Raw genomic sequence first — 18,288 nt, forward strand, 5'->3', positions numbered from 1 at the left:
GGGACGCAGGGTCACGGGAGGCCGTGATGTGCTTCGTGCATTCTGGTACCGCGGGCGCCGGCAGCCTGGTGCAGCGGGCCTCCGCAGGACCGGCCGCGGCCGCGCTGTCGGCACTGGCCGCGGGGGGCGGGACGGTCGGCGGAATGGACGTCGCCGGCTCCGGCAGCCCGGACGTGACGACGGGACCGGACGGGGACAAGGTCGTGGACGGGTTCGGCCGCGTACTGCACAACCGGTGGAACCGGGACCTGCCCCCGGTGACCACGGTGCGGCCGGGCGAGGTCGTCCAACTGCTGTGCCGGGACGCCCTGGACATCGGCGCCGCGGCCCGGACGATGACCCCCGAGGCGACCCTGACCATCGACCTGGGGAAGGTCCATCCGCTCACCGGCGCCATCGAGGTGGAGGGCGCGAAGCCGGGCGACATCCTCGAGGTCGAGGTCCTGGACGTCGCCCCGCTCGTGGACTTCGGCTACGTCGTCGTCAGCCCCGCCCTGGGCCTGTTCGGATCCCTGCGCCCCGAACTGCTCGCCCCGCTCGCCCCCTGGAGCGAGGCCTCCCAGTTCAGCGACCCCACCCCAGGACCGGCCGCCGGCGCCCTGCCGGAGGACCAGCCCCACAACAGCGGCGCCCCGTTCCTCCAGTTGTTCGGCTTCGAGCGCGGCCAGAACACCGGGTTCGCCACGTTCACCGGCGCCGACACCGGCCGGCAGGCGCGTATCCCCATCGCGCCCTTCATGGGGATCATGGGCGTCGCGCCCCTGCGCAAGGGCATGTACCGCACCTTCCCGCCCGATGTCAGCGGCGCGATGGGCGGCAACACCGACATCCGGCAGCTGGTCAAGGGCGCGCGCATACAGATCCCGGTCTACGCCGAGGGCGCGCTGTTCTCCGCCGGGGACGGCCACATGGCGCAAGGCGACGGAGAGGTGACCGGGACGGCCATCGAGACGCTCATGGCCGTCACGCTGCGGTTCAGTGTCGTCCCGGACACGGTGATCGCCGGTCCCCGGGCCGTCGTGCCCGCCGCGGACCCGACCCAGCTGGCCATGCCCGAGGAGATGCTCGCACAGGGCTACTACCAGACGACCGGCACCGGACCGGACCTGATGGAGAACGCGAAGAACGCGGTCCGGGACATGGTCGACTGGCTCGCCGGCGAGCAGGGTCTGAGCCTGCACGAGGCCTACACGCTCTGCAGCGTGGCGGGCGACCTGAAGATCAACGAGACGGTGGACCTGCCGTCCTGGCTCGTGTCGATGACCCTTCCGCGCGGCATCTTCACCTGACGGCACGCCGGCCCGCACGCCCGGCCGGCCGGCCCGCGCGACCGTGGGCCGCGGCGAACCGCCGTGCGCCGCGGACCGGGCATGGGGCAGCATGACCGCATGCCTGTTCTCACACGTGCCGAGGCCGAGACCCGCGCCCGGCGGATCACCGTCCAGCACTACTCCGTCGACCTGGACCTCACCCGCGGCGACGAGGTGTTCGGATCGACCACCGTCATCCGCTTCACCGCGCTCGCCGACGGCGACACCTTCGTCGAGCTGAAGCCCGCCGCGCTGCACGGCGCCGTCCTGGACGGGCGGCCGCTGGACCCCGCGTCCCTGGACGACAACCGGCTGCCGCTCACCGGGCTCGCGGCCGGCCCGCACGAACTGCGGGTCGAGGCGGACATGCGGTACTCCCGCACCGGTGAGGGCATGCACCGCTTCACGGACCCCGCCGACGGCGAGACGTACCTGTACACCCAGCTCTTCCTGGACGACGTGCAGCGCGTCATCGCCGCCTTCGACCAGCCCGACCTCAAGGCCGTCTTCGAGGTCGCCGTGACCGCGCCCCCCGCGTGGACGGTCCTCGGCAACGGCGTCGCCGAGCGCACCGGGGAGGCCGAGGGCCGCTGGCGCGTCGCGGCGACCCCGCCGATCAGCACCTACCTGCTCGCCGTCGCCGCCGGACCCTGGCACTCGGTGCGCACCGAGCACGCGGGCCTGCCCTTCGGGCTGCACTGCCGCCGCTCCCTCGCCCCGTACCTGGACGCCGACGTCGAGGAGCTCTTCGACATCACCCGGCGCTGCTTCGACCGCTACCACGAGCTGTTCGAGGAGCCGTACCCCTTCGACTCCTACGAACAGGCCTTCGTCCCCGAGTTCAACGCGGGCGCGATGGAGAACCCGGGCCTGGTCACCTTCCGCGACGAGATGGTCTTCCGTTCCGCCGTCACCGACACCGAACGGCAGACCCGCGGCATGGTCGTCGCCCACGAGATGGCCCACATGTGGTTCGGCGACCTCGTCACCCTGCGCTGGTGGGACGACATCTGGCTCAACGAGTCCTTCGCCGAGTACATGGGCTACCAGGTGCTCTCCGAGGCCACCCGGTTCACCGGCACGTGGACCGACTTCGCCGTCGCGCGCAAGGGCTGGGGCTACGACGCCGACCAGCGCCCCTCCACGCACCCCGTCGCCCCGGCCCCGGAGGCCGTCCCCGACACCGCCTCGGCGCTGCTCAACTTCGACGGGATCTCCTACGCCAAGGGCGCCTCCGCGCTGCGCCAGCTCGTCACGTGGCTCGGCCGCAAGGACTTCCTCGCCGGCATCAACGACCACTTCGCACGGCACCGCTTCGGCAACGCCGCCCTCGCCGACTTCATCGACTCCCTCGCCCGCGCCACCGACCGCGACGTCCACGCCTGGGCCGACCGCTGGCTGCGCACCACCGGCGTCGACACGCTCACCCCCGTCCCCGCGGGCGCCGACGGCGGCTGGCGGCTCGACGTGACGCATCAGGGCAGCCGCCCGCACCGCATCGCCGTCGCCGCGTACGACCGCGCCGACGCCGACCCGGCGCAGCTGGTGCTGCGCGAGCGCTTCGAGACCGACGTGCCCGCGAACGGCGAGGCGCCCGGCGCCCGTCCCGGCCCCCGCCCCGACCTGGTGCTCCTCAACGACCAGGACCTGACCTACGCCAAGATCCGCTTCGACGCGCAGTCCTGGGACACCCTGGTCGCCGCGCTGCGCGGCCTGCCGGACCCGCTCAGCCGCGCCCTGGTCTGGAACGCCGCCCGCGACCTCGTCCGGGACGGCGAACTCCCGCCCGCCGCCTACCTCGACGTCGCCCGCGCCCACCTGCCGTACGAGAGCGACATCGCCGTCGTGCAGGGCGTGCTCGGCTTCGCCCGCGGGCAGATCGCCGACCGCTACCTCCCCGCGGCGGAACGCCCCGGCGCGCTCGCCACCCTGGAGGTGCTCGCCCGCCATCTGCTCACCCGTCAGGACCCCGGGCTGCGGCTGGCCGCGGCCCGCGAGCTGATCGCCGCCACCGCCGACCCCGGCGCCCTGCGCGGCTGGCTCACCGAGGGCACCCTGCCCGGAGGGCCCGCGCTCGACCCCGAACTGCGCTGGCAGATCCTCACCCGGCTCACCGTCCTGGGCGCGGCGTCGGCCGAGGACATCGCGGCCGAACTGGCCACCGACCCCAGCGCCACCGGCCAGGAGGGCGCCGCCCGCTGCCGGGCCGCGCTGCCCGACCCGGAGGCGAAGCGGGACGCCTGGGCGCGGATGTTCGACGGCGACACCCTGTCCAACTACCTCTTCACGGCCACCGCCCAGGGCTTCTGGCAGCCCGAACAGCTCGACCTCGTCCGCGAGTACGTGCCCCGCTTCTTCCCCGCCGCCGTCGCGGTCGCCGCCCGCCGGGGACCGGCACTCGCCGAGGCGGCGGGCCGCTGGGCCTTCCCCGTCCCCGTCGTCGAGCCCGCCGTGCTCGACCTCGGCGAGCAGTGCCTCCGCTCCGGCGACCCCGCCCCGACCCCCGCCCTGCGCCGCCGCCTCGCCGACCAGCTCGACGACCTGCGCCGCGCCCTCCGCGTCCGCACGGGTTCCGCGTAGCGGGTGCGGGCGGCTGCGCCGGGCTGGCCGGGGGTGGTTGTGTGCGGGTTGTTTGCGCCTGCGGCGGGCGGGTGAACCCCCAGCCGGAACCACGACGGCGCCGCACACGACAGCTGGGCGAACGCCCCCGTGGGTGCGCCGGGGCGGCGACCGTTCGGGGAGTGGGGGCAACACCCGGGGCGGGGGAGCGTCGTTACGCAGGTCGCCCAGCGCGCACGCGCCGGTGATCCGCGACAACGGAGGGGCGCCGACTCCATGCCACCCCATCTCGCCGGAGGCAGTGAAGGGCCGGACCGGCTGCGCCCGTTGGTCGAGGCCGTGCTCGGCGCGCTCGCGGCGGGCGCGGCCGCCCGCAAGGGGCCGCTTCCCGCGGGTGGTCCCGGGGCGGTCGCGCGGCGGGTGCGGGAGGTGCTGGGGGAGGCCCTGCCGGAGGACGGCACCGGGGCGGCGGAGGCGCTGCGCGCGCTGGTCGGGGTCGTCGCCGAGGGCGCGGCCGACCCGGCGGACCCTTTGTGCGCCGCCCATCTGCACTGCCCGCCGCTGGGGGCGGCCGTGGCGGCCGACCTGGCCGCGAGCGCGCTCAACCCGTCGATGGACTCCTGGGACCAGGCCCCGGCTGCGACCGCCCTGGAGGCGGAGGTCACCCACGCGCTGGCCCGTCTGGTCCACCCGGACGCGGCCGCGCCGGACGCGCTGGTCACGACCGGCGGCACGGAGTCCAACCAGCTCGCGCTGCTGCTGGCCCGGGAGAGCGCCCGGGGCGTTCCTGGCGTTCCAGGCGTTCCCGGCGTGCGGGTCGTCGTCGGGGCCAACGGCCACCACAGCGTCCCGCGGGCCGCCTGGCTGCTCGGGATGCCCGCTCCCGTCGTCGTGGACACCCCCGGCGGGGTGCTCGACCCGGAGCGGGTGCGGGCCGCGCTCGCCGCGGGCGGGGGGCCGGCCCTGCTGGTCGCCACCGCGGGCACCACGGACTCGGGCGACATCGACCCGCTCCCCGAACTCGCCCGCGTCGCAAGGGAGTACGGCGCGTGCCTGCACGTGGACGCCGCCTACGGCGGGTCGCTGCTGTTCAGCGACCGGGAGGCGGTGAGGCTCGCCGGGCTGCGTGAGGCCGACACCGTCACCCTGGACCTGCACAAGCTGGGCTGGCAGCCGGTGGCGGCCGGGGTGCTCGCGGTCCGCGAGGCCGCGCTGCTGCGCCCGCTGGACCACCGCGCCGACTACCTGAACGCCGCCGACGACACCGAGGCCGGCTTCCCCGACCTGCTCGGCCGCTCGCTGCGCACCTCCCGCCGCCCCGACGTGCTGAAGATCGCCGTCACGCTGCGCGCCCTCGGCCGCCGCGGGCTGGGCGGGCTCGTCGAGGTGGTCTGCGACCGGGCCCGGTACCTGGCGGACCTGGTGGAGCGGCATCCCGCACTGACCCTGCGCGCCCGTCCCGCCGTCAGCACCGTGCTGTTCCGCCCCACCGGCGCCGGCGACGAGGAGGTCGCCGCGATCCGCCGCCGGCTCATGCTCGACGGCCGCGCCGTTCTCGGCCGGGCCCGCGCCGACGGACGGCTCTGGCTCAAGGCCACCCTGCTCAACCCGACCACCACGCCCACCGACCTCGAGGCTCTGCTCACGCTCGTATGCGCGACCCACCAGGAAGGCAGCACCCCCCGATGACCGCCACCGACGACCACGACCCCCACCCGGACCAGCCCTACGACCTGCTCGGCATCGGGATCGGCCCGTGCAACCTGTCCCTGGCCGCCCTCGCCGACGGCGTCCCGTACCTGAGCGCCGCCTTCTACGAGCAGGAGCGCTCCTTCCGCTGGCACCCCGGGCTGCTGCTCGACGACGCCACCCTCCAGGTGCCGTTCCTCGCCGACCTGGTGAGCCTGGTCGACCCCACGAGCCGGTGGAGCTTCCTGAACTACCTCAGGACCCACGAGCGGCTCTACCCCTTCTACTTCGCCGAGCGCTTCCACGCGCACCGCACCGAGTACGACGCCTACTGCCGCTGGGTCGCCGAGTCGCTGCCCAGCACCCGCTTCGGGCACCAGGTCGACACCGTCCGCTGGAACCCCGGACGCGCCGTCTTCGAGGTGGACCACACCCAGCTCGACGCCGACGGCCAGGCCGAGGCCCTCGGCCGTACGTACGCCCGCAACCTGGTGCTCGGCGTCGGCAGCGCGCCGTACGTGCCCGAGCCGCTGCGGCCGCTCGCCGAGTCGCCCGCCGTCCCCGTCGTGCACTCCGCGCACTACCTGGAGCACCGGGACCGGTTGCTGGCCGCCGAGCACGTCACCGTCGTCGGCTCCGGGCAGTCGGGCGCCGAGGTCTTCCTGGACCTGCTGCGCGCCCGGCCCGCCGGGCGCGAACGGCTGACGTGGATCGCCCGCAGCCCCTCGTTCGCCCCGATGGAGTACAGCAAGCTCGGCCTGGAGCAGTTCACCCCCGACTACACGCGGTTCTTCCACGGGCTGTCCGAGCCGGTCCGCGACGAGCTCCTGCCCCGGCAGTGGCAACTGCACCGCGCCATCGACCACGGCACGATCGGCGCCGTCCACGACGAGCTGTACCGCCGCACCCTGGGCGGCGGCTGGCCGGACGCCGTCCTCACCCCCGGCGTGACGGTCCGCACGGCCGGCCGGCTGGGCATGGGAGCCGTGGAACTCCACCTGGAGCACGAGCAGCAGGGCAGCCGCAGCCGGCTGATCACCAACGCGGTCGTCCTCGCCACCGGCTACCGCGAGCGCTCCCTGGACGCGCTGCTCGCCCCGATCCACCCCTACGTCCGCCGCGACGCGGCCGGCCGGCCGCGGATCGACGGGAGCCACCGGCTGGAGCTCGACCCGGTCGTCGCGAGCACCGGCGCGGCCGTCCACGTGCAGAACGCCGAGCGCCACACCCACGGCGTCGGCGCCCCCGACCTCGGGCTGGCCGCGTGGCGCTCGGCGGTCGTCCTCAACGCGGTGACCGGCAAGGAGCCCTACCCGCTGCCCTCCCGCACGGCCTTCACGACCTTCGGGCTCGGCGCGGCCACCAACCCGGTCAGCCCTTGGACCGCGACTTCTCCTTGCGCAAGGCCCGCAGGTACTCGCGGTTCATAGCGGCGATCGACGGCAGCGGGATGCCCTTGGGGCAGGCCGTCGCGCACTCCCCGGTGTTGGTGCAGCCGCCGAAGCCCTGGTCGTCCATGGCGGCGACCATGTCCAGCACCCGGGTCTCGCGCTCGGGCTGCCCCTGGGGCAGCACGTTGAGGTGGTTGACCTTGGCCGAGGTGAACAGCATCGCCGAGCCGTTGGGGCAGGCCGCCACGCACGCGCCGCAGCCGATGCACTCCGCGTGCTCGAAGGCGAAGTCGGCGGCCTCCTTCGGCACGGCCGTCGCGTGGGCCTCGGGCGCGCTGCCGGTCGGCACGCTGATGTAGCCGCCCGCCTGGATCACCCGGTCGAAGGCCGAGCGGTCCACCACCAGGTCCTTGACGACCGGGAAGGCGGCGGCCCGCCACGGCTCGACGTCGACGGTGTCGCCGTCCTTGAAGTGCCGCATGTGCAGCTGGCAGGTGGTGGTCCGCTCCGGGCCGTGGGCCTGGCCGTTGATGACCATGCCGCACGCGCCGCAGATGCCCTCCCGGCAGTCGTGGTCGAAGGCCACGGGCTCGTCGCCCGCGAGGATCAGCTCCTCGTTGAGGACGTCGAGCATCTCCAGGAAGGACATGTCGGGGCTGATGCCCTCGACGCGGTAGGTGACCATGGCGCCCTCCTCCTCGGAGGACTGCTGGCGCCAGATGCGCAGGGTGAGGTTCACGCGTAGCTCCGCTGGGTGGGGTGTACGTACTCGAAGTCGAGGGCCTCCTTGTGGAGCACCGGATCCTCACCGGAGCCGGTGAACTCCCAGGCCGCGGCGTACGAGAAGTTCTCGTCGTCGCGCAGGGCCTCGCCGTCCGGGGTCTGGCTCTCCTCGCGGAAGTGGCCGCCGCAGGACTCGGCGCGGTGCAGGGCGTCCAGGCACATCAGCTCGGCCAGCTCCAGGAAGTCGGCGACCCGGTTGGCCTTCTCCAGGGACTGGTTGAGCTCCTCGCCGCTGCCGGGCACCTTCACCCGGCGCCAGAACTCCTCGCGCAGCGCCGGGATCCGCTCCAGCGCCTTGCGCAGCCCGGCCTCGGTGCGGGCCATGCCGCACTCGTCCCACAGCAGCTCGCCGAGCTCGCGGTGGAAGGAGTCCGGGGTGCGGTCGCCGTCCACGGCGAGCAGCAGGTTCAGCCGGTCCTCGACGTCGGCGACGGCCTCGGCGACGGCCGGGTGGTCGGGGGCCACGGTGTCGTGGGGGCCGCGCGCCAGGTAGTCGTTGATGGTGGCGGGGAGGACGAAGTAGCCGTCGCCCAGACCCTGCATCAGGGCGCTGGCGCCGAGCCGGTTCGCGCCGTGGTCGGAGAAGTTGGCCTCGCCGATGGCGAACAGGCCCGGGACGGTGGTCTGCAGGTCGTAGTCGACCCACAGGCCGCCCATCGTGTAGTGCACGGCGGGGTAGATCCGCATGGGCCGGGTGTACGGGTCCTCCGCGGTGATCCGCTCGTACATCTCGAAGAGGTTGCCGTACTTCTCCTCCACCTTGGCGCGGCCCATGCGGGCGATCGCGTCGGCGAAGTCCAGGTAGACGCCCTGGCCGCCCGGTCCGACGCCGCGGCCCTCGTCGCAGACGTTCTTGGCGGCGCGGGAGGCGATGTCCCGGGGCACCAGGTTGCCGAAGGCGGGGTAGATCCGCTCCAGGTAGTAGTCGCGCTCGTCCTCGGGGATCTCGTTCGGCGGGCGCGTGTCGCCCTTGGCCTTCGGCACCCAGATGCGGCCGTCGTTGCGCAGCGACTCGCTCATCAGCGTGAGCTTGGACTGGTGGTCGCCGGAGCGCGGGATGCAGGTCGGGTGGATCTGCGTGAAGCAGGGGTTGGCGAAGTACGCGCCGCGCCGGTGGGCGCGCCAGATGGCGGTGGCGTTGGAGCCCTTGGCGTTGGTCGACAGGTAGAAGACGTTGCCGTAACCGCCGGTCGCCAGCACCACGGCGTCGCCCATGTGCGTCGAGACCTCGCCCGTCACCAGGTCGCGGGCGACGATGCCGCGGGCTTTGCCGTCCACCACGATCAGGTCGAGCATCTCGGTGCGCGCGTGCAGTTCCACGTTGCCCGCGTCGATCTGCCGGGACAGCGCCTGGTAGGCGCCCAGCAGCAGCTGCTGGCCCGTCTGGCCGCGGGCGTAGAAGGTGCGGGAGACCTGGACGCCGCCGAAGGAGCGGGTGTCCAGCAGGCCGCCGTACTCACGGGCGAAGGGCACGCCCTGCGCCACGCACTGGTCGATGATCTGCACGGAGACCTCGGCGAGGCGGTGCACGTTGGACTCGCGGGCGCGGAAGTCGCCGCCCTTGACGGTGTCGTAGAACAGGCGGTGCACGCTGTCGCCGTCGTTGCGGTAGTTCTTCGCCGCGTTGATGCCGCCCTGGGCGGCGATCGAGTGCGCCCGGCGCGGGGAGTCCTGGTAGCAGAACTGCACGACGTGGTAGCCCTGCTCGGCCAGGGTGGCGCCCGCGGCGCCGCCCGCCAGGCCCGTGCCGACCACGATCACCGTGTGCTTGCGGCGGTTGGCGGGGTTGACCAGCTTCGCCTCGAACCTGCGGCGGTCCCAGCGCTCGGCGATCGGTACGTCCGGCGCCTTGGTGTCGGCGATCGGCTCGCCCAGTCGGTACTCCACGGTCAGTCCACCAATCCGGTCATCACGGAGACGGGTACGACGAGGAAGCCCGCGGTCAGCGCCGCCGCCAGCACGTTCGCCGTGATCTTCAGCGCGCGGTCGCGGCGCTTGTTCACCGCCCCCAGGGTCTGCGCGGCGCTCCAGAAGCCGTGCCTGATGTGCAGGCCGAGGGCGAGCATCGCGACGATGTAGACGACGTCCACCCACCAGATCCGGAAATCGGCCACGATGTTCTCGTAGGGGTGGTGCTCCTTGCCCAGCGGGTTCACGGTGAGCGTGGTCAGGTCCAGGATGTGCCAGACGATGTAGAGGCCGAGGATCACCCCGCCCCAGCGCATCGTCCGGGTCGCGTAGCTGGCCCGCTGCCGCTTGTGCTCGTACTTCGCCGGGCGCGCCTTGATGTCGCGCTTGCTGAGCTGGTAGGCGGCGACGCCGTGCAGCACCACCGCGACGACCAGGCCGGTGCGCTGGATGTACAGGTACCAGCTGTTGTGCAGGGCGGGCTCACCGATGGTGCGCAGCCACGCCGCGTACCCGTTGAACTCCTCCGGGCCGAAGAAGATCTTCAGGTTGCCCAGCATGTGCGCGACCAGGAACAGCAGCATGATCACGCCGGTCCCGGCCATGACCGCCTTCTTGCCCACGGTCGAGCCCCACAGTGCCCGTAGGAGCGACGGTCGGCGGCCGGTGTCCGTCGCCCCCGTCGTCGCCCTCGTCCTCGTCGTCGCCAAAGCCATGCGCTCGACGCTAGGTCTGCCTGCCACGAAAGGTCCAAGACATGTTCCGGCTCGTTTCGATAGGTGACACCTATCGCGTTATCGTGCCGATATGCAGCTGCAGCAGCTCGTGTACTTCCTGGCGGTCGCCGACACCCTGCACTTCACCCGCGCCGCCGAACGCGTCCACGTCGCGCAGCCCTCGCTGTCGCAGCAGATCAAGGCCCTGGAGCGGGAGCTGGGCGCGGACCTGTTCAGCCGCGCCCGCGGCAACATCGCGCTGACCGACGCCGGGCAGGCCCTGCTGCCGCTGGCGCGCCGGATCATCGCCGACACCGAGACCGCCACCCAGGAGGTCCAGGAGCTGGTGCACCTGCGCCGCGGCCGGGTGCGCCTCGGCGCGACCCCCAGTCTCGCCACCGGCCTGCTGCCGGACGTGCTGCGCGACTTCCACGACCGCTACCCCGGCATCCGGCTGGTCGTCGAGGAGGGCGGCTCACGCGACCTGGTGCGCGAGCTCGCCTCCGGCAGCCTCGACCTCGCCCTGATCGTGCTGCCGCTGCAGAGCCACGACCCGGCCCTGGACGCCACGCCGCTGCTCCACGAGGACCTGGTGGTGGTGACCGCCGCCGACGAGCCGCCGCCCTCCGCGGGGCCCACCCTCCGGGTCGCCGACCTCAGGGACCGGCCGCTGGTCATGTTCCGCAGCGGCTACGACCTGCGGGACCTCACCGTCGCCGCGTGCCGGGCGGCGGGTTTCGAACCGCGCTTCGCGATCGAGGGCGGCGAGATGGACGCCGTGCTGGGCTTCGTGGAGGCGGGACTCGGCCCCGCGGTCGTGCCCAGCATGGTCGCCGGGCGCCGGCCCCGACTGCGTACGACGCCCTTCGAGGCCCCCGGGCTGCAGCGCACGGTCGCCCTGGCGCACCGCAAGGACGCCGAGCCCCCGCGCGCCGCCAGGGAACTGCGCCGTGTGCTCCTGGAACACGTACCGGCCTGAGGCCGGCGGTGCCGGCGTCCTCGGCGCACGGCCACCGCGGAACGCCCGGAGGGCATGTGCACAGCCCGCACATGCCCTCCGGCGTACCGGGGCCGCTCGGAAGAACGATCGGTAGAACGAGAAGTCGGTAGAACGAGAAGTCGGAAGAACTAGAAGACCGGCACGCCGCCGCGGGTCAGCTTCCAGTCCTGCGAGGCGAACCGCGCCGGGTCGATGGAGCCGCCCGCCTGCACCCAGGTGATGATGGTGTTCCGGATCTCCTCGGAGTTGGCCCACACCTGCTGCGCGGTGGCGACCGCGGGGAAGTTGCCGCCGCCGTTGGCCCGGTAGTTGTTGACGGCCAGGACGAAGCGGGCCGACTCGTCGATCGGCGCACCCTGGAAGAGCACGTTCGACACCCGGGAACCGGCGGGGCGGGAGATGTCGATGTCGTAGGTGACGCCGCTGACCACGTCGTAGTTGTAGTCGGGCGTGCCGTTCGCGTTCGTCAGCTTCGCGACGTCGACGGGCGCGCCGGGCGCCGTCTGCACGAAGTAGTTCGCGGAGAACTCGATGTACGCCTTGACCTGGGCACCGGTCAGGATCCGGGCCTCCAGGGTGTTCTCGAAGACGTACAGCCCGGCGACGTCGCGGATGGTGACCCGGCCCGCCGGGATGGCGGCCGTGCGCGAGAAGCACGCGGCCTGCGACAGCACCGGCAGGGAGGCGTGCTCGGTCCCGGCGAGCGCCGCCTTGACCGTCTCGGCCTGGACGAAGTTGATGAAGTCGATGGTCGGCGTGTCCTTGTAGGGGGACTCCTCGGCCGACATCGCCGCGGCCGACGTGCCGATCACCTGGTTGACGTAACCCACGACCTCCTTGTGCTCGTCCGAGAGCAGCCGGACGATCTTGGGGTCCTCCTCGACCGTGTTGGAGTTGAGGACGGACGCGCCGACGGTGACGACCTCCCACGTGCCCCGGACCAGCTCCAGGTCGAAGTCGAAGACGGTCAGGCGCTGGCCCCACTTCAGCGGCTCGGAGAGCACCACGCCCTGACCGGTCTGCTTGTTGGCCACCACGTACTCGGGGAGCTCGGAGTGGGCGTGGCCGACCAGGATCGCGTCGATGCCCGGCACCTGCTCGGCCACCAGCGCCGCCGCGTTCTCGACGTACGGCAGCTGGTCACCGTAGGAGGAGGTGCCGGAGGAGCCGCTGTGGGCCGAGACGACGACCACGTCGGCGCCCATCGCACGCAGCCGCGGCACGTACTTCGCGGCCTGCTCCTCCAGGCCCAGGAAGGTCATCTTGCCCTGCACGTTGGCCTTGTCCCAGATCGCGATGCCGGGGTTGGTCAGGCCCAGGACCGCCACCTTCACGTCGGGGGCGCCGTCCACGCGCAGCCGGTGGAAGGAGTACGGCGGGAAGGCCGGCCGGCCCGTGCGCGCGTCGAGCGCGTTGGCGCCGAGCAGCGGGAAGTCGCACTGCTCCTCGAACTTGCGCAGCACCGGGATGCCGTAGTTGAACTCGTGGTTCCCCAGCGCCGCGGCGTCGTAGCCGATGGCGTTCATGGCCTGCGCCATCGGGTGCACCGGACCGTGCTTGGCGGTGATCGGGTCGATCTTGGCGTAGTAGTACGACAGCTGGGTGCCCTGGATGGTGTCGCCCGCGTCGATCAGCAGGGTGTTGCGGCGGCCCTTCGCCGCGCGCTGCTGCGTGACCAGGGTGGAGATCTTGGCGAGGCCGACGTCGTTGTGCGCCTTGTCGTCGAACTCCGCGTCCGTGAAGTAGTCCCAGTTGAAGACGTTGCCGTGCAGGTCGGTGGTGCCGAGGACGCTGAAGGAGTACTTCTTCGGCCCGTGCCCGTGCCCCTGCCCGTGGCGGCCCGTGGCCTGGGCCGGAGCCGCGCCGGCCAGGGCGCCCGCCGTGCCGGCCAGCGCGAGGCCCGCGCCGGTGACGGCGGAGCGGTTGAGGAAGTCCCTGCGGTTCAGCGGCATGCGTCGGCTCCTGGTGTCCGGGGGCGCCTCCGGCGGTCGCCGGGGGCGGGATGATGGTCTGCTGGTGGTGTTAACGCGCGTAGATTCTGGCGCACGGGTGCTCCGGGCAACACCCCCGCCAGGTTGCGAACAGATGACTCGTCACGGCGGTACCGGCCTGGCAAGGTGGGACGCATGAGCACAGAACCGGCCAGGACGTACCCGACGCCCGAGAGCCCACATGTGGGGGTGCGGGGCGAGGCGACCCTCGAGGTCGAGCCCGAGCTCGCCCGGATCGCCGTCACCGTCAGCGCCCGCGGCACCGACCGCCGCGCCACGCTGGACGACCTCAGCCGGCGCAACGCGCAGGTGCTCGACCTCGTCAAGGGCTACACCGACGCCGTCGAGAAGCTGGAGACCGGGGCCTTCGTGATCACCCCCGAGCTGCGGGAGCGGGGCCGCGGGGAGCGCGTACGGGCGTACCACGGCAGCGTGCGCGTGGGGGCGACCCTCACCGACTTCACCGCTCTGGGGGAGCTCACCACCCGGCTGGCCGATCTGGAGCTCACCCGTGTCGACGGCCCTTGGTGGTCGCTGCGGCCCGACTCCGCGGCCTACAGCGAGGCCCGCCGGCAGGCCGTGCGCGACGCGGTGCAGCGGGCCCGCGAGTACGCGGAGGCGCTCGGCGCCCGCCTGGTCGCGCTGGTAGAGCTGGCCGACGAGGGAGTGCAGCAGTCGGCGCCCTTCCGTGCCCGTCCGGCGATGCGGACCGCCGCCTTCGCGGCACCCGGCGGCGCCGAGGACACGGCCCAGGCCCTTGACATGGAGCCGGAGCGACAGAACGTGTACGCGCAGGTCACCGCGCACTTCACGATGACGGCGCCCGACCTGTCGGCCTGAGCCCCGCCCCACCGGCAGTGTGCTCATCGGAGCGGGCCCCAGCTCACTTCACCACTTGTCAACAACCGTTAATCAGGCTGACGTTGGACAGTCGCCTTCCACGAGGTACCTACTGTGAAGTAGGTCATAGGCTCGGTCCATGCGCCGAGCAAAAATCGTCTGCACCCTCGGGCCCGCCACCGACGCCTACGACCAGATCAAGGCCCTGGTCGAAGCCGGTATGGACGTCGCCCGCCTGAACATGAGCCATGGTTGCCACGCCGATCACGAGGAGCGTTACCGGCGCGTGCGCAAGGCCGCCGACGAGAGCGGCCGCAGCGTCGGGATCCTCGCGGACCTTCAAGGCCCGAAGATCCGGCTGGGACGCTTCGCGGAGGGCCCCGTACTGCTTGAACGCGGTGACGAGTTCACGATCACCACCGAGGAGATCGAGGGCGACCGGCTGATCTGCGGCACCACGTACAAGGGCCTCGCCGCCGACGTCACGCGTGGTGAGCGGATCCTCGTCGACGACGGCCGCGTCACCCTGGAGGTCACCGGCGTCGAGGGCACCCGGGTCCGCACCCTGTGCATCGAGGGCGGTCTGATCTCCGACAACAAGGGGCTCAACCTCCCCGGTGTCGCCGTCTCCGTGCCCGCCCTGTCCGAGAAGGACGTCGAGGACCTGCGCTGGGCGCTGCGCACCGGTGCCGACATCATCGCGCTGTCCTTCGTCCGCAGCGGCCGGGACGCCGAGGACGTGCTGCGCATCATGCGCGAGGAGGACCGCCGGGTCCCCGTCATCGCCAAGATCGAGAAGCCGCAGGCGGTCGACAACCTCGAGGAGATCGTCGCCGCGTTCGACGGGATCATGGTGGCCCGCGGCGACCTCGGCGTGGAGATGCCGCTGGAGGCCGTGCCCATGGTGCAGAAGCGCGCGGTCGCCCTCGCCCGGCGCAACGCCAAGCCGGTGATCGTCGCGACGCAGATGCTGGAGTCGATGATCGACTCCTCGCGTCCCACCCGCGCCGAGGCCTCGGACGTGGCCAACGCCGTCATGGACGGCGCCGACGCGGTCATGCTCTCCGGCGAGACCAGCGTCGGCAAGCACCCCGTCGAGACGGTCAGGACCATGGGCCGGATCGTCGCCGCCGCCGAGGAGGACATGCTCGCGGCCGGCCTGCCGCCGCTGACCGAGCAGAACAAGCCCCGCACCCAGGGCGGCGCCGTCGCACGCGCGGCCGCGGAGATGGGCGACTTCCTCGACGCCAAGTACCTGGTGGCCTTCACCCAGTCCGGCGACACCGCCCGGCGGCTCTCCCGCTACCGCTCGCCGATCCCCGTGCTCGCCTTCAGCCCCGAGCCGGCCACCCGTTCGCAGCTCAGCCTCACCTGGGGCGTGGAGACCTTCCTCGGGCCGATGGTGCAGACGACCGACGAGATGGTCGACCAGGTCGACGAGCAGCTGCTGCGCATCGGCCGCTGCCAGGAGGGCGACGTCGTCGTCATCACGGCGGGCTCGCCGCCCGGTGTTTCGGGGACGACCAACCTTGTGCGCGTGCACCACATCGGCGAGGACGACTCCCCTTCGCCCCGCTGAGGCCGCCGACGGCGCCGACGCCGCCCGCTGCCGGGCGGCGGCCGCGCGCCTCCAGGACGAGCGCGAGCGACAGCAGCGCGGCGCCCAGCAGGAGCGAGCCCCACGGCAGGTAGGAGGTCATCGCCAGCACCACCTGCCGCTGGGACTTCACCAGGCCGACGGTGTGCCGCACGTAGTCCTCGCGCATCGTCACGTGCCCGGCGAACGCGGTGACCGGCTGCTGCTTCCCGTCGGTGAAGCGCATCTCCTCCCGGTGGACCTCCTCCCCGTTGACCGGGGCCCCGGTGACGGGGTCCACCCAGAACATGCGCTTCGTGGTGTACCAGCGCTCCATGCCCATCGCCGCGACGGTCTGCGGTGTGACGCCCTCGACCGGCATCTTCTTGGGCAGCGGGACCTTGGTCCAGGGCACGGTCTGCTCGAAGTAGTAGACGTCCAGGCCGCGGAACTGCCGCGTGCCCCGGTAGTGGATGGGCGCCGAGCTCCGCGCCTGCGCGTCGAAGTAGTAGTAGTCCCGCTTCTCGGTGAGGAGGGGGAACTTGAACTCGACGCCCCGGCGTTCGACGGCGTCGCCGTCGACGCTCTCGCCCCCCGCGTGGACGGGTTCCTGCGTGTGCGCGTCGAAGACGTACCGCTCGGGGACCTGGGAGACCATCGCGCCGTCCGGGCCCACCACGTATGCCAGTCCGTCCCACACGACCACGTCCCGGCCGGTGAGCCGGTCGATCCTGTGCGCCTCCTCCACGTTGCCCTTCAGGGTCTGCACGATGCTGACCTTGGAGACCTTCTTCGGGCGCATCGTCCCGTAGTCGAGCAGCGTGGCGTCCCGCGCCTCCAGGACGACCGCCTGGTACTGGCCGGCCGGGATCTTCGCCAGCCGGGGGAAGGCGTACCAGCGCACCAGCGGTGACAGCGCGGCGAAGAACACCGCGAGGGAGAGGAGGACCAGGCTTGACCTGCGGCGCATGGGACCGCCCTCCTACGGGTGCGCGGGGACGGTGGTGAGCAGCGGCTCGGGGGACGTGCTGCCGTCCGGCGGACCTACCGCGGTCACGAGGAGGACGATCCCGAGCGCGGCGACGAGTCCGATGGCCGCGGCGATGACTGCGCGCATGGCCGTACCTCCCGGTCGTACGGCTACGTCGGCTGGGCCGGTGCACCGTAGCAACCGGGAGTTGAAATGAGAACAGGTTCTACGGCGTCAGTTGGTCGGGCCGGAGGCGGTGGCGCCCTCGGTCTCCGTCGCGGTCGGCGACGGGCTGTCGCCGGGGGAGGCCGTCGCACAGGGGTCGGACGTACCGGACGGCGACGGGGAGGCCGTGTCGGTGGGGGTCGCCGTGGGCGACGCGGAGTCCGTCGGGCAGGTCGGCGGGTCCGTCGGGTCCGTCGGGCCGGTGGTGGGGCCCGTCGTCGGGGAGTCGGTGGGCGAGGTCGTCGGCGAGGGGCTGCCCGAAGGGGGGCCGATCGTGCCGCTGGCGGTCGCGGTCGGCGTGGACGACTTCGTCGGCCGGGGCGAGGCGCTCATGCTCGGGGACCACGTCGGCGAGGGCGAGGCGGACGGCGCCGTGGAGGACGGCGGGTCATCGGGGGTGTCGCTGCCCGCACCGCCCACGTCGGGGACGGAGACGACGTCGCCCTTGCGGAAGTGGTCGTACCAGGACAGGACGGTGTTCAGGTACGCGGTCGAGTTGTTGTAGCCCAGGATCGCGCGGTGGAGGTCGTGCTCGACGGACAGGTCGCGGTTGCCCGCGCACAGGTAGCGGCCGGCGGCGAGCGCCGCGTCGAATATGTTGTTCGGGTTGGTGACGCCGTCGTCGTTGCCGTCCGCGCCCCAGGTCTGCCAGGTCGACGGTATGAACTGCATCGGGCCGACCGCACGGTCGTGGACCTTGTCCCCGTCCCAGACGCCGTCGTCGGTGTCCGTGATGTTCGCGAAGCCGTTGCCGTTGAGGACCGGGCCCAGGATGGGGGAGAGCGTGGTGCCCGCGGAGTCGACGTTGCCGCCGCGCGCCTGGTTGGACTCCACCTGGCCGATCGCGGCCAGCAGCTCCCAGCGCAGGTTGCACCCGGGGTCGCTGGCGGCGAGCGCCGTCTCGGCCCTGCGGTAGGCCTCCAGCACGGACACCGGCAGGCCGGTGCCGTCGGTCGTGCCGGTGCCGGTCCCCGGCCCGGTGCCCGGGGTGGCGGAGGTGCCGGGAGCGGGTGTGTTGAGCGGCGGGAGCCCGGTGAAGTACTCCGACGAGTTGCCGTCGATGGGGTCGCCGGGCGGGGGCACGATCGGGGCGCCTGCGCTGGTGTTGAGGATGCCCGGCAGCAGTCCCGGAGCCTGGGAACCCGTCAGCGCCGCCATGGCCGCGGCGGCCACCGCGGTGCCCGCGACTCCCCTGCGGATCCGCCGTCCGTACCGCGCTCGCATACCCGCTGCCCCTCCCGAAAGCCGTGTGTCGCCCGTCTCCCTGCGTGGCAACCCTGGTGACCCTACGGCAACTTCCCGAACGGAGCCACCGTCCCGGACGTCGCAT

Annotated in this window: 14 protein-coding genes; 7 read left to right on the forward strand and 7 right to left on the reverse strand. The window is 72.6% G+C overall.

The features are described 5' to 3' along the window. Positions 1–35 precede the first annotated feature (35 nt). The 4 genes from ACFV3E_RS02075 to ACFV3E_RS02090 all read left to right on the forward strand — a co-directional run bounded on the left by ACFV3E_RS02075 (position 36) and on the right by ACFV3E_RS02090 (position 6,988). A complete protein-coding gene (locus tag ACFV3E_RS02075) occupies positions 36–1,289 on the forward strand; it encodes an acetamidase/formamidase family protein (RefSeq protein WP_500532940.1) in 1,254 nt (417 codons plus the stop codon). A gap of 99 nt (positions 1,290–1,388) precedes the next feature. Further along, entirely contained in the window at positions 1,389–3,890 is a 2,502-nt protein-coding gene (gene pepN / locus ACFV3E_RS02080; RefSeq protein ID WP_500532941.1) for an aminopeptidase N, read from the forward strand. Positions 3,891–4,145: 255 nt separating this feature from the next. Further along, positions 4,146–5,558: a pyridoxal phosphate-dependent decarboxylase family protein gene (locus ACFV3E_RS02085; RefSeq protein WP_500532942.1), complete on the forward strand. Its 1,413-nt coding sequence runs from the start codon at positions 4,146–4,148 to the stop codon at positions 5,556–5,558. Next, on the forward strand, positions 5,555–6,988 hold the full coding sequence (locus tag ACFV3E_RS02090) for a lysine N(6)-hydroxylase/L-ornithine N(5)-oxygenase family protein (RefSeq protein WP_500532943.1): 1,434 nt from the start codon (positions 5,555–5,557) through the stop codon (positions 6,986–6,988). The genes ACFV3E_RS02085 and ACFV3E_RS02090 overlap by 4 nt, the downstream gene beginning before the upstream one ends. Here ACFV3E_RS02090 and ACFV3E_RS02095 read toward each other — a convergent pair. The 3 genes from ACFV3E_RS02095 to ACFV3E_RS02105 are packed head-to-tail and all read right to left on the reverse strand — an operon-like array spanning position 6,930 to position 10,356. Continuing rightward, entirely contained in the window at positions 6,930–7,688 is a 759-nt protein-coding gene (locus tag ACFV3E_RS02095) for a succinate dehydrogenase/fumarate reductase iron-sulfur subunit (protein WP_500532944.1), read from the reverse strand. The two genes, ACFV3E_RS02090 and ACFV3E_RS02095, sit on opposite strands and share 59 nt — an antisense overlap. Beyond that, entirely contained in the window at positions 7,685–9,619 is a 1,935-nt protein-coding gene (locus ACFV3E_RS02100; protein WP_500532945.1) for a fumarate reductase/succinate dehydrogenase flavoprotein subunit, read from the reverse strand. The genes ACFV3E_RS02095 and ACFV3E_RS02100 overlap by 4 nt, the downstream gene beginning before the upstream one ends. A gap of 2 nt (positions 9,620–9,621) precedes the next feature. Continuing rightward, positions 9,622–10,356, reverse strand: coding sequence for a succinate dehydrogenase cytochrome b subunit (locus tag ACFV3E_RS02105; RefSeq protein ID WP_500532946.1), 735 nt, complete (start codon positions 10,354–10,356; stop codon positions 9,622–9,624). A gap of 91 nt (positions 10,357–10,447) precedes the next feature. On the opposite strand from ACFV3E_RS02105, the gene ACFV3E_RS02110 reads away from it, so the two are divergent. Next, on the forward strand, positions 10,448–11,335 hold the full coding sequence (locus tag ACFV3E_RS02110) for a LysR family transcriptional regulator (RefSeq protein ID WP_500370152.1): 888 nt from the start codon (positions 10,448–10,450) through the stop codon (positions 11,333–11,335). A 149-nt stretch (positions 11,336–11,484) separates the two neighbouring features. Here ACFV3E_RS02110 and ACFV3E_RS02115 read toward each other — a convergent pair whose 3' ends face one another. Further along, positions 11,485–13,308 (reverse strand): bifunctional metallophosphatase/5'-nucleotidase, encoded by a 1,824-nt coding sequence (locus ACFV3E_RS02115; RefSeq protein ID WP_500532947.1) that lies wholly within the window; start codon positions 13,306–13,308, stop codon positions 11,485–11,487. Between the two features lie 174 nt (positions 13,309–13,482). On the opposite strand from ACFV3E_RS02115, the gene ACFV3E_RS02120 reads away from it, so the two are divergent. Both ACFV3E_RS02120 and pyk read left to right on the forward strand, forming a co-directional pair. Further along, positions 13,483–14,187, forward strand: coding sequence for an SIMPL domain-containing protein (locus ACFV3E_RS02120; RefSeq protein WP_500532948.1), 705 nt, complete (start codon positions 13,483–13,485; stop codon positions 14,185–14,187). A 139-nt stretch (positions 14,188–14,326) separates the two neighbouring features. After that, complete coding sequence (gene pyk, locus ACFV3E_RS02125) at positions 14,327–15,766, forward strand: pyruvate kinase (RefSeq protein WP_500370155.1); 1,440 nt, start codon at positions 14,327–14,329, stop codon at positions 15,764–15,766. Here the strand turns inward: pyk and pgfA are convergent. From pgfA to ACFV3E_RS02140, 3 genes are all read right to left on the reverse strand, one after another. Next, positions 15,675–16,733, reverse strand: a complete 1,059-nt coding sequence (gene pgfA, locus ACFV3E_RS02130; protein ID WP_500532949.1) for a cell envelope lipid trafficking protein PgfA — start codon at positions 16,731–16,733, stop codon at positions 15,675–15,677. The genes pyk and pgfA overlap by 92 nt on opposite strands. Before the next feature lie 12 nt (positions 16,734–16,745). Continuing rightward, positions 16,746–16,880 carry an SPW_0924 family protein gene (locus ACFV3E_RS02135; protein WP_500331946.1) on the reverse strand — a complete coding sequence of 45 codons (135 nt, stop codon included), beginning with the start codon at positions 16,878–16,880 and terminating at the stop codon, positions 16,746–16,748. An 87-nt stretch (positions 16,881–16,967) separates the two neighbouring features. Continuing rightward, entirely contained in the window at positions 16,968–18,182 is a 1,215-nt protein-coding gene (locus tag ACFV3E_RS02140; RefSeq protein WP_500532950.1) for a lytic transglycosylase domain-containing protein, read from the reverse strand. Positions 18,183–18,288 lie beyond the last annotated feature (106 nt).

It is taken from the genome of Streptomyces sp. NPDC059718 (assembly GCF_042733315.1).
GTDB lineage: Bacteria > Actinomycetota > Actinomycetes > Streptomycetales > Streptomycetaceae > Actinacidiphila.